Raw genomic sequence first — 13181 nt, 5'->3', positions numbered from 1 at the left:
TCTCGGCCCTCGTGGGCCGCAGGCCTACGAGGGAGAGGGGTTCACGCATGTCCGTGGCAGAGATCGCCACGTCCGCCGTCGTCCAGCAGAGTCAGAAGAGCCGCCGCGGACTGCTGCTGCTGATCCTCGGCGCGCTGTCGGCGATCGGGCCGCTGTCCATCGACATGTACCTGCCCGCCCTGCCCTCCATCACCGCCGAGATGCTCAGCGGGGAGGCGCAGGTCCAGCTCACGCTCACCGCCTGTCTCATCGGCGTGTCGCTCGGCCAGGTGATCGCCGGCCCGCTCAGCGACGTGCGCGGCCGGCGGGCGCCGCTGATGGTCGGCGTGGCCGGGTTCATGCTGTCCTCGCTGCTGTGCGCCTTCGCGCCCTCGGTGCCGATGCTCATCGCCTTCCGCCTGCTGCAGGGCATGCTGGGCGGCGCGGCGCTGGTCATCGTGCGGGCCGTCGTCCGCGACCTGTACGACGGCGCCGCCATCGCGCGCATCTTCGCCACGCTGATGCTCGTCAGCGGCCTGGCCCCGATCCTGGCGCCCATCGCCGGCGCGCAGCTGCTGGAGTTCACCTCGTGGCGGGGCGTGTTCGTGGCGCTCAGCATCGCGGGGGTCGTGCTGCTGCTGGCCGTGGTGGCGGGCGTGCGCGAGACGCTGCCCGCCGGGGAACGCGAGAGCGGCGGCCTCAAGCACACCGTGAGCACCTTCTGGCACCTCCTGCGAGACCGCTCGTTCATGGGCTTCGCCCTGACCGGCGGCCTGTCGTTCGCGGCCATGTTCGGCTACATCTCGGGCTCGCCTTTCGTGCTCCAGGAGGTGTACGGCGCCACACCCCAGCAGTACTCCCTCATCTTCGCCCTGAACGCCCTGGCCCTGATCGCCACCTCCCAGCTCGGCGGCCGGCTGTCGGGGCGGGTGCGGCCCGTCCTGCTCGTGCGCGCCGGGCTCGGCGTGGCCCTGGTCGGCGCGGTCCTGCTGATGACCGCCGCGCTGGCCGACCTCGGCCTGTGGGGCATCGTGAGCGGGCTGGCCGTCATCATGCTGGGGCAGGGCCTCGTCCTGCCCGGCACCGGCGCGCTGGCGCTCGGCTCCCAGCCCGCGCAGGTCGCGGGCAGCGCCTCGGCGCTCACGGGCGTGCTGCAGTTCGCGCTCGGCGCCGCCGCGGCCCCGCTGGTCGGACTTGCCGGAACCGGCTCCGCGGTGCCCATGGCATGTGTCATGCTCGGGCTCTTCATCTGCTCGGCCCTGGCGTTCACGATCCTGGGCCGGGCAAAAGTTAGGTAAGGCTACCCTGCGTGACAAATTCCATCCCCGCCCCTGCTCAGATCCGTTTGTGATGCGGGAAGGAATTACGGCACACTGATGTTGTGAAAAACATGCCCACGATGGAGCCCGGTGGTGAGCGCGGCACCCGCGCCCGCGTGGCCAGGCTGATTCTTGAGCATGGTCCCGTCGCGGCCGCGGCTCTCGGCGAGCGGCTCGGGCTCACGCCCGCCGCCGTACGGCGTCACCTCGACGCGCTGCTGGCCGACGGAATGATAGAGCCTCGTACGGTTCGCCCGCGCGGACAGCGCGGGCGTGGACGGCCGGCCAAGCTGTTCGCGATCACCGACGCGGGGCGCAGTGCTTTCGAGCACGCCTATGACGACCTGGCCGGCAGCGCGCTGCGCTTCCTGGCCGAGCGTCTGGGGCGAGAAGCCGTGGCAGACTTCGCCCGCGAGCAGGTGTCCAGCCTGCTGGAGCGGCTGGAGCCGGTCATGGCGACGGTGCCCGCGGACCAGCGCGTACAGGTGCTGGCGCAGGCGCTGTCGGCAGAGGGGTACGCCGCCTCGGCCACCAAGGCCAAGTCGGGCGGCGACCAGCTCTGCCAGCACCACTGCCCGGTGGCGCACGCGGCCGCGGAGTTCCCGCAGCTGTGTGAGGCCGAGACGGAGGCGTTCGCGCAACTGCTCGGCACCCCGGTGCAGCGCCTGGCCACGATCGCCCACGGCGACGGGGTGTGCACGACGCACGTGTCCCCGCAGTCATTGGCCGATTCCGCACATAGAGACAAGAGCAAGGAGACCGGAAGGTGACTGTCACCGACCGCCCGGAGCTGGAAGGCCTCGGGAATTACAAGTTCGGCTGGGCCGACCCGGATGCCGCGGGCGCGGCGGCCAAGCGAGGCCTGTCCGAGGAGGTCGTCCGCAACATCTCCGCGCTCAAGAGCGAGCCGGAGTGGATGCTCGACCTTCGCCTGAAGGGCCTCCGCCTGTTCGACAAGAAGCCGCTGCCCACCTGGGGCTCCGACCTCACCGGCATCGACTTCGACAACATCAAGTACTTCGTGCGCTCGACGGAGAAGCAGGCCGCCTCCTGGGACGAGCTGCCCGCCGACATCAAGAACACCTACGACAAGCTCGGCATCCCCGAGGCGGAGAAGCAGCGCCTCATCGCCGGCGTCGCGGCCCAGTACGAGTCCGAGGTCGTCTATCACAAGATCCGTGAGGACCTCGAGGAGAAGGGTGTCATCTTCGTCGACACCGACACGGGCCTGAAGGAGCACGAGGAGCTCTTCAAGGAGTACTTCGGCTCGGTGATCCCGGTGGGCGACAACAAGTTCGCCGCGCTCAACACCGCCGTGTGGTCCGGTGGCTCGTTCATCTACGTGCCGCCGAACGTCGAGGTCGAGATCCCGCTGCAGGCCTACTTCCGGATCAACACCGAGAACATGGGCCAGTTCGAGCGGACCCTGATCATCGTCGACGAGAACAGCTACGTGCACTACGTCGAGGGCTGCACCGCGCCGATCTACTCCTCCGACTCGCTGCACAGCGCGGTCGTCGAGATCATCGTGAAGAAGAACGCCCGCTGCCGTTACACGACCATCCAGAACTGGTCGAACAACGTCTACAACCTGGTCACCAAGCGCGCCGTCGCCTACGAGGGCGCGACCATGGAGTGGATCGACGGCAACATCGGCTCCAAGGTCACGATGAAGTACCCGGCCGTCTACCTGATGGGCGAGCACGCCAAGGGCGAGACGCTGAGCGTCGCGTTCGCCGGCGAGGGCCAGCACCAGGACGCCGGCTCCAAGATGGTGCACCTGGCGCCCAACACCAGCTCCAGCGTCATCTCCAAGTCGGTGGCGCGCGGCGGCGGCCGTACCTCCTACCGCGGTCTGGTGCAGATCGAGGAGGGCGCCCACGGCAGCGCCAGCACCGTCAAGTGCGACGCCCTGCTGGTCGACCAGATCAGCCGCTCCGACACCTACCCCTACGTCGACGTCCGCGAGGACGACGTCTCGATGGGCCACGAGGCCACGGTCTCCAAGGTCAGCGAGGACCAGCTGTTCTACCTCATGAGCCGCGGGCTCGGCGAGGACGAGGCGATGGCGATGATCGTGCGCGGCTTCGTGGAGCCGATCGCGCGTGAGCTGCCCATGGAGTACGCGCTCGAGCTGAACCGGCTGATCGAGCTGCAGATGGAAGGAGCCGTCGGCTGATGGGCCTGAACGAGAAGCCCCTGTCGACCCTGCACGAGAGGGCGTCCTACGAACTGGGCGACTTCGAGGTCCCGACCGGGCGGGAGGAGGCGTGGCGCTTCACGCCGCTGTCCCGCCTGAAGGGCCTGCACAACGGCAAGGCCGAGCCGGTCGGGCACGTCCGCGTGGACGTGGACGCCGCCCCGGAGGTCACCGTCGAGACGGTCGGCCGCGACGACGCCCGCGTGGGCAAGTCGTTCATGCCGACCGACCGGGTCAGCGCCCAGGCCTGGAACAGCTTCGAGAAGGCCACCGTGATCACGGTGCCGCGCGAGGCCGTCACCTCCAAGCCGACCGTGCTGACGCTGACGGGCGAGGGCGACGGCGCGACCTACGGCCACATCGTGGTCAAGGTGGAGCCGATGGCCGAGGCCGTGCTCGTGCTCGACCACAAGGGCAGCGCCGTCTACGCCGACAACATCGAGTTCGTCGTCGGCGACGGGGCCAGCCTCAAGGTCGTCAGCCTGCAGGACTGGGACGACGACGCGGTCCACGTCTCCCACCACCACGCGCAGCTCGCCAAGGACGCCACCTTCCGCAGCTTCGTGGCGACGTTCGGCGGCGACCTGGTACGCCTGTCGCCCAGCGTCACCTACACCGCGCCGGGCGGCGACGCCGACATGTCGGGCGTCTACTTCGTGGACGCCGGGCAGCACCTGGAGCACCGCCTGCTGGTCGACCACTCGCAGCCCAACTGCAAGAGCAACGTCGACTACCGCGGCGCCCTGCAGGGCGAGGAGGCGCACGCCGTCTGGATCGGCGACGTGATCATCAGGGTCGAGGCCGAGGGCACCGACACCTACGAGCTCAACCGCAACCTCATCCTCACCGACGGCGCCCGCGCCGACTCGGTGCCCAACCTGGAGATCCTCACCGGCGAGGTCGCTGGAGCGGGGCACGCCTCCGCCTCCGGCCGCCTCGACGACGAGCACATCTTCTACCTCCAGGCCCGCGGCATCCCCTACGACGAGGCGCGCCGCCTGGTCGTGCGGGGCTTCCTCGGCCAGCTCGTCGAGAAGGTCCAGATCGAGGAGATCCGTGAGCGCGTCATGAACGCGCTGGAGGCGGAGCTCGCCCGATGAGCTCGTTCGAGAAGGTGTGCAAGGTCGAGGACATCCCCGACGGGGGTGTCATCGGCGTCGAGGTCGGCGCGGACGAGACACCGGTCGCGCTCGTGCGCAAGGGCCGGGAGGTCCGCGCCCTGCACGACGTCTGCTCCCACGCCGAGGTCAAGCTCAGCGAGGGCGAGGTGTACGACGGCACCCTGGAGTGCTGGCTGCACGGCTCGTGCTTCGACATCAACACCGGCAAGCCCACCGGGCCGCCCGCCACCCAACCCGTGAACGTCTACTCAGTGAAGATCGACGGCGATGACGTCCTCGTCTCGCTCTCGAAGGAGTCCTAAGCACATGTCCACCCTTGAGATCCGTGACCTCCAGGTCGCCGTCGAGGACAAGGAAATCCTGCGCGGCGTCAACCTGACCGTGAAGGCCGGGCAGACCCACGCCATCATGGGCCCGAACGGCTCGGGCAAGTCGACGCTCGCCTACGCGATCGCCGGCCACCCGAAATACACGATCACCGGCGGCCAGGTGCTGCTCGACGGCGTGGACCTGCTTGAGCTGTCCGTCGACGAGCGCGCCCGCGCCGGCCTGTTCCTGGCCATGCAGTACCCCGTCGAGGTGCCCGGCGTCTCGGTGTCCAACTTCCTGCGCTCGGCCGTCACCTCCGTCCGCGGCGAGGCGCCGAAGCTGCGCGAGTTCGCCAAGGACCTGAAGGCCGGCATGGACGCGCTGTCCATCGACCCCGCCTTCGCCCAGCGCAACCTGAACGAGGGCTTCTCCGGCGGCGAGAAGAAGCGCCACGAGATCCTCCAGATGGAGCTGCTCAAGCCGAAGATCGCGGTGCTCGACGAGACCGACTCCGGCCTCGACGTCGACGCGCTGCGCGTGGTGTCGGAGGGCATCAACCGCTTCCGCGCCTCCGGCGAGACCGGCGTGCTGCTGATCACGCACTACACCCGCATCCTGCGTTACGTGAAGCCGGACTTCGTGCACGTCTTCGCCGCCGGCCGGATCGTCGAGGAGGGCGGCCCCGAACTGGCCGACAAGCTCGAAGCCGAGGGCTACGAGCAGTACACGAAGGCATCTGCATGACTTCGAACAGCTTCGATGTGGAGAAGATCAGGAAGGACTTCCCGGTCTTCTCCCGCGAGCTGCCCGACGGGCGACCGCTCGTCTATCTCGACTCGGGCAACTCCTCACAGAAGCCCAACCAGGTCATCGAGACCATGCGGGAGCACCTGGCGCTGCACTACAGCAACGTCGGGCGCGCCATGCACGTGCTCGGCGCCGAGTCGACCGACGCCTTCGAGAGCGCCCGCGACAAGATCGCGGGCTTCGTGGGGGCGCCGTCGCGCGACGAGGTGATCTTCACCAAGAACGCCTCCGAGGCCCTCAACCTGCTGGCGTACTCCTTCGGGAACCCCGCCAACACCGATCCGCGCTTCACCCTCGGCCCCGGTGACGAGATCGTCATCTCCGAGATGGAGCACCACTCCAACATCGTGCCGTGGCAGCTGCTCGCGCAGCGCACCGGGGCGAGCCTGAAGTGGTTCGGCGTCACCGACGAGGGTCGGCTCGACTACGACCCCGCCGTGATCACCGAGCGGACGAAGATCGTCTCGATCGCCCACCAGTCGAACGTGCTGGGCACGGTCAACCCGGTGGCCGCGGTGGCCGCACGGGCGCACGAGGTCGGGGCGCTGATCGCGCTCGACGCCTCCCAGTCCGTGCCGCACCATCCCGTGAACGTGACCGAGCTGGACGCCGACTTCGTGGCCTTCACCGGCCACAAGATGGTCGGCCCCTCCGGCATCGGCGTGCTGTGGGGCCGGGCCGAGCTGCTGGAGGCCATGCCGCCGTTCCTGGGCGGCGGCGAGATGATCGAGGCGGTCTGGATGGACCGCTCGACGTACGCGCCGATCCCGCACAAGTTCGAGGCGGGCACGCCGCCGATCGTCGAGGCCATCGGGCTCGGCGCGGCGGTCGACTACCTCACCGAGATCGGGCTCGACGCCATCGAGGCGCACGAGCGGGAGCTGACGGCGTACGCGCTGGAGGCCCTGCGCGAGGTGCCGACGCTGCGCGTGATCGGCCCGCAGACGCTGGAGCAGCGCGGGGGCACGGTGTCCTTCACCCTGGAGGGCATCCACCCGCACGACGTCGGGCAGATCCTGGACGACCAGTTCGGCGTGGCCGTACGCGTGGGGCACCACTGCGCGCGCCCGCTGCACCTGCGGTTCGGAATACCCGCGACCACGCGGGCGTCGTTCTACCTGTACAACACCACGGGCGAGATCGATGCCCTGGTGCGCGGCCTGCATCACGTTCAGAAGGTGTTCGCATAGCCATGATCGGCGAGTCGATGTACCAGGAGCTGATCCTGGAGCACTACAAGCACCCGCAGGGGCGGGGGCTGCGCGAGCCGTACGACGCCGAGGTTCACCACGTGAACCCGACGTGCGGCGACGAGATCACGCTCAGGGTCAAGGTGGACGACGCCGGCAAGATCCTGGACGTGTCCTACGAGGGGCAGGGCTGTTCGATCAGCCAGGCCGCCGCCTCGGTGCTGCACGAGCTGGCCACCGGCTCCACGGTGGAGGAGACGCTCTCGGTCGTCGACGAGTTCACCCGGCTGATGCAGGGCAGGGGACAGGTGGAGGCCGACGAGGAGGTCCTCGGCGACGCGGTCGCGTTCGCGGGAGTGGCCAAGTTCCCGGCGCGCGTCAAGTGCGCGTTGCTTTCGTGGATGGCCTACAAGGACGCTGTTGTGAGGAGTGCTGGGCAATGAGCAAGCCGACGGAGACGCCTACCGGCTACGACGGTGACACGACCGTCGATGAGGTCATGGAGGCGCTCAAGGACGTCGTGGACCCCGAGCTCGGCATCAACGTCGTGGACCTGGGCCTGATCTACGGGCTCAACCTCGACCCGGCCGACGGCGCGCAGCCCGTGGCGACCATCGACATGACGCTGACCAGCGCGGCCTGCCCGCTGACCGACGTGATCGAGGACCAGGCGCACTCGGCGCTCGACGGCATGGTCTCCGACGTCAAGATCAACTGGGTCTGGCTGCCGCCGTGGGGCCCCGACAAGATCACCGACGAGGGTCGCGAGCAGCTCCGTATGCTAGGCTTCAACGTCTGATCTTTCTGCTGTCACCCCTGACGGTAAACGCGTCAGGGGGTTCAGCATGACTTGCGGGTTTCGGAAAGTCCGGACCCGTCGCCGAGGAATATCCGATAACATCCCCGGCGTTGGATTACAGGAACACCTGACGTCTCATCACGCGTCTCGCATCGCCTGCGGCCGGTGCCCGGGTGTGTCCCCCCTCATCTTCACCCCGCCCTCATAGCGGCGGGTGCCCTTGAACCTTGTGCGACCTTCGGGGTCGTACGCCCTGGCTCGTCCTTTCGCAGAAGTGACGCGCCACTTCGACGGAAAGGCACGACTTTCGTGACCATGCTTGACGCTGTCATGCCCGCGCTCGGCGACACCTCCGCTGCTGCGGAAACTCCCGCCGCCGAGCCGGGCCCGTCCGAGTTCGAGCTGCTGGGCCTGCCCAAGCCGCTCGTCAACGGACTGGCCAAGCTGGGCTTCGACAGCCCGTTCCCCATCCAGAGCGCGACGATCCCCGACGTGCTCGCCGGCAACGACGTGCTCGGCCGCGGCCAGACCGGCTCCGGCAAGACGCTCGCGTTCGGCCTGCCCACCATGGCGCGCATCGCCGGCGTGCGGCCCGCTCCCGGCCGCCCCCGCGCGATGATCCTGGTGCCCACCCGCGAGCTCGCCCTCCAGGTGCACGACGCCCTCGAGCCCCTCGGGCGCGGCCTCGGGCTGCGCATGAAGGTCATCGTCGGCGGCATGTCCATGGGCAAGCAGATCGAGGCGCTGCGTCGCGGCGTGGACGTCGTCATCGCCACCCCGGGCCGCCTGGGCGACCTGATCAGGCAGGGCGAGTGCTCGCTCGGCGACGTCGAGGTCTCCGTGCTCGACGAGGCCGACCACATGTGCGACCTCGGCTTCTTCCCCGTCGTCACCGACCTGCTCGCGCAGACCCCGGCCGACGGGCAGCGGCTGCTGTTCTCCGCCACGCTCGACGGCGACGTCGACAAGCTGGTGCAGCGCTTCCTCAAGGACCCGATCACGCACTCCGTGGCTCCGGCGACCTCGCCGGTCGACACCATGGAGCACCACGTGATGCAGGTCACGCGCGACGACAAGTTCGACGTGATCGCCGAGATCGCCAACCGCGAGGGCCGGACCATCATCTTCGTCCGCACCCAGCACGGCGTGGACCGGCTGTGCAAGCAGCTGGCCAGGGTCGGCGTCAAGTCGGGCGGCCTGCACGGCGGCAAGCGCCAGAACCAGCGCACCCGCATCCTGTCGGAGTTCCGCGAGGGCTCCATCAACGTGCTGGTCTGCACGGACGTCGCGGCGCGCGGCATCCACGTCGACAACATCAGCCTGGTGCTGCACGTCGACCCGCCGCAGGACCACAAGAGCTACCTGCACAGGGGCGGCCGCACGGCCCGCGCCGGCGAGAAGGGCACGGTCGTCACGCTGGTGCTGCCGAACGAGCGCCGCTCGACCGACGCGCTCACCCGCCGCGCCGGCATCCACCCGTACCGCCTGAAGGCCACGCCCGGCCACCCCAGGGTCGCCGAGGTGACCGGGGCCCGCACGCCGAGCGGCGAGTCCATCCCCGTGTGGGAGCCGGACGTGCGCAAGCCGCTGCGGCCCCGCCGTGACGGCGGCGTCTCGGAGCGCCGTGGCCGCCGCGGCCGCCGCGACTTCGACGGCGAGCGCCGCCCGCGCCGCCACGAGGACGGGGACCGCCCGTTCGAGGACCGCCGCCCGCGCAGGCACGAGGACGGCAACCGCTCGATCAGCGCCGGTGACGACCGCCGCCCGCGCCGGCACGGCGAGGGCGAGCGGCCGTTCGGGCGCTCGCAGGAGCCGCGCACGTTCGGCGACGACCGCCGGCGTGACGGCCAGGGACGCGGTGGCTACCGCTCCGACGACCGCCCGTTCCGCCAGGACGACAGGCCGTTCCGTCAGGACGACCGGCCGATCCGCCAGGACGACCGCGGCGGCGACCGTGGCCCCCGCTACAACTCCGACCGTGGCCGCCCCTTCTCGGGCGACCGCGACCGCGGTTTCCGTCCCGACGACCGCCCCGCGCGTGACGGTTACCGCTCCGGTGACCGCCCGGCGCGTGACGGCTTCCGCTCCGGCGACCGTCCGGCGGCCCGTGACGGTTACCGTTCCGGTGCCGGCCGCTCCGACGAGCGCGGCAACGGCGGCTTCCGCCGCAACTCCGGCCGCCGCTACGAGCGCTGACCTGCTGTTCCCCGCTGCCCGCCGCACCTTCCCGGTGCGGCGGGCAGCGCCGTTCCCAGCCCCGGACCCGCCTCAGCCCTTGAGGCCGCTGAGCGCGATGCCCCGGACGAAGTACCGCTGGAAGATCAGGAAGAAGACGATCGTCGGCACCGACGCCAGCAGCCCGCCCGCCATGATGGCGCCCTGGTGGTCGGGCCCGGCATAGTAGGAGTTGAGCCTGGCCAGCGCGACCGGCAGGTTGGCCATCTCGTCGCTCTGCACGATGATGAGCGGCCAGAGGAAGTTGTTCCACTCCGCGAGCACGATGAAGATCGACATCGCGGCGAGCGCCGGGCGCAGCAGCGGCAGCACGATCCGCCACCAGATCCGCCACTCCCCGGCCCCGTCCACCCTGGCGGCCTGGATCAGCTCGTTCGGCAGCGACTGCAGGAACTGCACCAGGAAGAACAGCACGAACGCCTTGGCCAGCGCGGGGACGATGTAGGCGGCGTAGCTGTCCAGCCAGCCCAGGTTCCGCATGATGACGTAGTTCGGGATCAGCGTGGTCTGCCAGGGCACCATCATCGAGGCGATGACCAGCAGGAAGACGATCCGGCGCCCCTTGATGTCGTGCTTGGCGATCACGTACGCCGCCAGCGAGCAGATCAGCAGCGACCCGACGGTGATGGCGCTGGTGATGAACAGGCTGTTGAACAGGAACCGCCAGAACCCGAAGTCCACCTGGAAGCGCTGGAAGACGCCCTGGAGATGGCCCGGGTTGATCCGCTCGGGCGACCACTCGGCGTCGTAGAAGTTGGCGACGGTGGGCGACTGCGGCACGAACGACGGGGGAGTCCTGGCCAGCTCGGACGGCGGTTTGAAGACCGTGATGAGCAGCCAGTAGAACGGGATCACCATGGTCAGCGACAGCAGGTAGAACGGCAGGCGCAGCAGGTGACCGTTGACCCGGGCCATCACAGCTCCTTCAGCGCGCGGCCCAGGCGCAGGTTGACCAGGCTGAGCACGAAGATGATCAGGAAGAGCACCCAGGCGACGGCCGAGGCGTAGCCCAGCCGGAAGTGGGTGAACCCCTGGTCGTAGAGGTAGGGGACGATCATCAGGCCGGAGTCGAGCACGCCCCCGACGTTGTTGGTGGCGCGGAAGACGATGTAGACCGACTCGAACACCTGGAAGGCGCCGATCAGGCCGGTCACCACCACGTACGTGGTGACCGGGCGCAGCAGCGGCAGGGTGATGTGCCGGAAACGCCGCCAGGCGGAGGCGCCGTCGATCTCGGCCGCCTCGTAGTACTCCTGGGGGATCGACCCGAGCCCGGCGACGTACAGCACCATGCCGTAGCCCATGCCGCCCCACACCGCCATCAGCACCAGGATCGGGATCGTCAGCCCCGGCGTGGCCAGCCAGGCGACGGCCGTGCCGCCGAACCAGCGCACGATCGTGTTGGCCAGCCCCACGTCGCTGGGGAACAGCACCCACTTCCACATCAGCATGAGCGCGATGGAGGAGGTCACGGAGGGCAGGAAGAACACCGTGCGCATGACGCGGTGCGCCCATCCCGAGCCGTTGAAGGCCAGCGCGAGGCCCAGCGACAGCAGGGTGCCGATCAGGACGGACGCCACCACGTACAGGCTCGTGTTGCGCAGCGCGTGCAGGAATCTCGCGTCCTCCATCAGCCGCTGGAAGTTCTCCAGGCCGGTGAAGGCGGCCGGGTTGATGCCGTCGAACGAGGTGAAGCTCAGGTAGAGCGAGTTGGCCAGCGGCCAGATCAGGAACGCCGCGAACAGCCCCAGGAAGGGCAGCAGCATCGCGTACGAGGTGCCGTAGCGGCGCAGCCGGCTGCGCAGCGGCGGCGCGGGGTTCGCCATGTCGGTACTCCTGTCAGCCGGCGTTGCGCTCCATGACCTTGGCGGCCTCGGCCAGCGCGGTCCTGACGTCCGCCTTGCCGAGGATGGCCGACTGCAGCTGCTTGGAGACGTCCGGAGCGCTCTCGTCCCAGCCCGGGCAGCCCGGGGCCGCCTTGCCCGTGCTGAACGCCTGCTCGAAGACCCGGGCCTGGTCCGGCGTGAACGACGAGGAGTCCACCACCTTGTCGGGGCGCGGCGGGATGTAGGGCAGGTTCCGTTTCCTGGCCTCGTCCACGATCGCGGCGATGGCCTCGTCGCTGTACATGAACCTGACGAAGTCCGCGCCCGTCCGGGCGTGCTTGCTGAAGGAGGTCACGCCGATCGCGCGCCCGCCGATGAACGTGGTCGGCCCGGCGGGGCCCGCGGGCAGCGTGGTCATCGCCCACTTGCCCTTCAGCTCCGGCTTGTTGACGTCGATGCCCTTGGCGATCCAGTTGCCGCCCACCACCAGGGCGGTGCCGGTGTCGAGCGCGTCGGAGGCCTCCACGCTGGCGGTGGGCGCGCCGTGCTCGCGGTAGAGGTCCACCCAGAACGCCAGCGCCTGCTCGGCCTGCGGGGTGTTCAGCGAGGGCTTGCAGTCGGGCGTGTAGAACGTGCCTCCCGCCTGGTAGAGGTAGTTGAAGTAGCCGATCCAGTCGAGGTTGCCCCAGTCCTGGCTGTACGGCTTGGCCACCCCGGCCGCCTTGAGCTTGCCGATGGCCGCGGTCAGCTCCTCCCACGTCTTCGGCGGGGCGTCGAGGCCGGCCCTGGCCAGCAGGTCGGTGCGGTAGTAGAGGGCGAGCGTGGACATGTCCAGCGGCACGCCGTACACCGAGCCGTCGGGGGAGATCGCCGACTCCCACTGCGCGGGCTGGGCCTGCGCCTTGAGCGACTCCAGGCCGTGCTTGCGCAGGTCCACCATGGCGCCCCTGGAGCCGAACTGGATGGTCCAGGTCATGCCGCCGGAGATGACGTCGGGGCCGCTGCGGCTGGTGGCCGCCGCCAGGAGCTTGGCGTAGGCGTCGTCCCACGACAGGGTCTGCACCTTGACCGTCACGTTCGGGTTCTTCCGGTGGTAGAGGTCGGCCGCCTTCTGGAAGATCGCGGTCTCGTCGTCCCCGCCCGTGGACCAGAACGACAGGGTCGCGGGGGCGTCGCGATCCGCCTGCTCGGCGGGGGCCTGGCCGCTGGTGGCGCAGGCCGCGCTCACGAGCGCGAGCAGGACCGTTCCGCATGCCGCCGTCGTACGTCGCATGAAAGCCATCCGATCTATCGCCGCCTGTTGAGCGGATCTCATCACTTAAACGGGTAAGTGACAACTCTCAGTCATGTAAGTTTCATCGCCTTGTTCGCTGCGCCGCGCTGGCCTGTCGGAATG

At 69.3% G+C, this 13181-nt stretch carries 13 protein-coding genes; 10 read left to right on the top strand and 3 right to left on the bottom strand.

The features are described 5' to 3' along the window. Nucleotides 1–47 precede the first annotated feature (47 nt). The 10 genes from ACBJ32_RS50840 to ACBJ32_RS50795 all read left to right on the top strand — a co-directional run bounded on the left by ACBJ32_RS50840 (nucleotide 48) and on the right by ACBJ32_RS50795 (nucleotide 9920). Nucleotides 48–1277, top strand: a complete 1230-nt coding sequence (locus ACBJ32_RS50840) for a multidrug effflux MFS transporter (protein WP_375133056.1) — start codon at nucleotides 48–50, stop codon at nucleotides 1275–1277. A gap of 92 nt (nucleotides 1278–1369) precedes the next feature. Beyond that, the gene (locus tag ACBJ32_RS50835; RefSeq protein WP_357879535.1) at nucleotides 1370–2068 is read left to right on the top strand and encodes a metalloregulator ArsR/SmtB family transcription factor; all 699 of its coding nucleotides are present in this window, start codon (nucleotides 1370–1372) and stop codon (nucleotides 2066–2068) included. After that, a complete protein-coding gene (gene sufB / locus ACBJ32_RS50830; RefSeq protein WP_375133055.1) occupies nucleotides 2065–3477 on the top strand; it encodes a Fe-S cluster assembly protein SufB in 1413 nt (470 codons plus the stop codon). The genes ACBJ32_RS50835 and sufB overlap by 4 nt, the downstream gene beginning before the upstream one ends. Then, entirely contained in the window at nucleotides 3477–4598 is a 1122-nt protein-coding gene (gene sufD, locus ACBJ32_RS50825) for a Fe-S cluster assembly protein SufD (protein ID WP_375133054.1), read from the top strand. Before sufB ends, sufD begins: the two co-directional genes overlap by 1 nt. Next, a complete protein-coding gene (locus ACBJ32_RS50820; protein WP_357879528.1) occupies nucleotides 4595–4921 on the top strand; it encodes a non-heme iron oxygenase ferredoxin subunit in 327 nt (108 codons plus the stop codon). The genes sufD and ACBJ32_RS50820 overlap by 4 nt, the downstream gene beginning before the upstream one ends. A 4-nt stretch (nucleotides 4922–4925) precedes the next feature. Continuing rightward, entirely contained in the window at nucleotides 4926–5672 is a 747-nt protein-coding gene (sufC, locus tag ACBJ32_RS50815) for a Fe-S cluster assembly ATPase SufC (RefSeq protein WP_357879525.1), read from the top strand. Then, nucleotides 5669–6925, top strand: coding sequence for a cysteine desulfurase (locus ACBJ32_RS50810; protein ID WP_357879522.1), 1257 nt, complete (start codon nucleotides 5669–5671; stop codon nucleotides 6923–6925). The genes sufC and ACBJ32_RS50810 overlap by 4 nt, the downstream gene beginning before the upstream one ends. A 2-nt stretch (nucleotides 6926–6927) precedes the next feature. Then, nucleotides 6928–7368 carry a Fe-S cluster assembly sulfur transfer protein SufU gene (gene sufU / locus ACBJ32_RS50805; protein ID WP_375133053.1) on the top strand — a complete coding sequence of 147 codons (441 nt, stop codon included), beginning with the start codon at nucleotides 6928–6930 and terminating at the stop codon, nucleotides 7366–7368. Continuing rightward, nucleotides 7365–7724 carry a metal-sulfur cluster assembly factor gene (locus ACBJ32_RS50800; RefSeq protein ID WP_357879516.1) on the top strand — a complete coding sequence of 120 codons (360 nt, stop codon included), beginning with the start codon at nucleotides 7365–7367 and terminating at the stop codon, nucleotides 7722–7724. The genes sufU and ACBJ32_RS50800 overlap by 4 nt, the downstream gene beginning before the upstream one ends. Before the next feature lie 315 nt (nucleotides 7725–8039). Further along, on the top strand, nucleotides 8040–9920 hold the full coding sequence (locus ACBJ32_RS50795) for a DEAD/DEAH box helicase (protein WP_375133052.1): 1881 nt from the start codon (nucleotides 8040–8042) through the stop codon (nucleotides 9918–9920). Nucleotides 9921–9992: 72 nt separating this feature from the next. Here the strand turns inward: ACBJ32_RS50795 and ACBJ32_RS50790 are convergent, their stop codons facing one another. From ACBJ32_RS50790 to ACBJ32_RS50780, 3 genes are read right to left on the bottom strand one after another with little or no spacing between them, the layout of a single operon-like run. Further along, complete coding sequence (locus tag ACBJ32_RS50790) at nucleotides 9993–10874, bottom strand: carbohydrate ABC transporter permease (protein WP_357879510.1); 882 nt, start codon at nucleotides 10872–10874, stop codon at nucleotides 9993–9995. Beyond that, entirely contained in the window at nucleotides 10874–11785 is a 912-nt protein-coding gene (locus ACBJ32_RS50785) for a sugar ABC transporter permease (protein WP_357879507.1), read from the bottom strand. Before ACBJ32_RS50785 ends, ACBJ32_RS50790 begins: the two co-directional genes overlap by 1 nt. Before the next feature lie 13 nt (nucleotides 11786–11798). Continuing rightward, nucleotides 11799–13058: an extracellular solute-binding protein gene (locus tag ACBJ32_RS50780; RefSeq protein ID WP_375133051.1), complete on the bottom strand. Its 1260-nt coding sequence runs from the start codon at nucleotides 13056–13058 to the stop codon at nucleotides 11799–11801. Between the last annotated feature and the right edge of the window lie 123 nt (nucleotides 13059–13181).

This window comes from Nonomuraea sp. GTA35 (genome assembly GCF_041950525.1).
Lineage (GTDB): Bacteria > Actinomycetota > Actinomycetes > Streptosporangiales > Streptosporangiaceae > Nonomuraea.
This window is presented reverse-complemented; position numbering and strand designations above follow the sequence as displayed.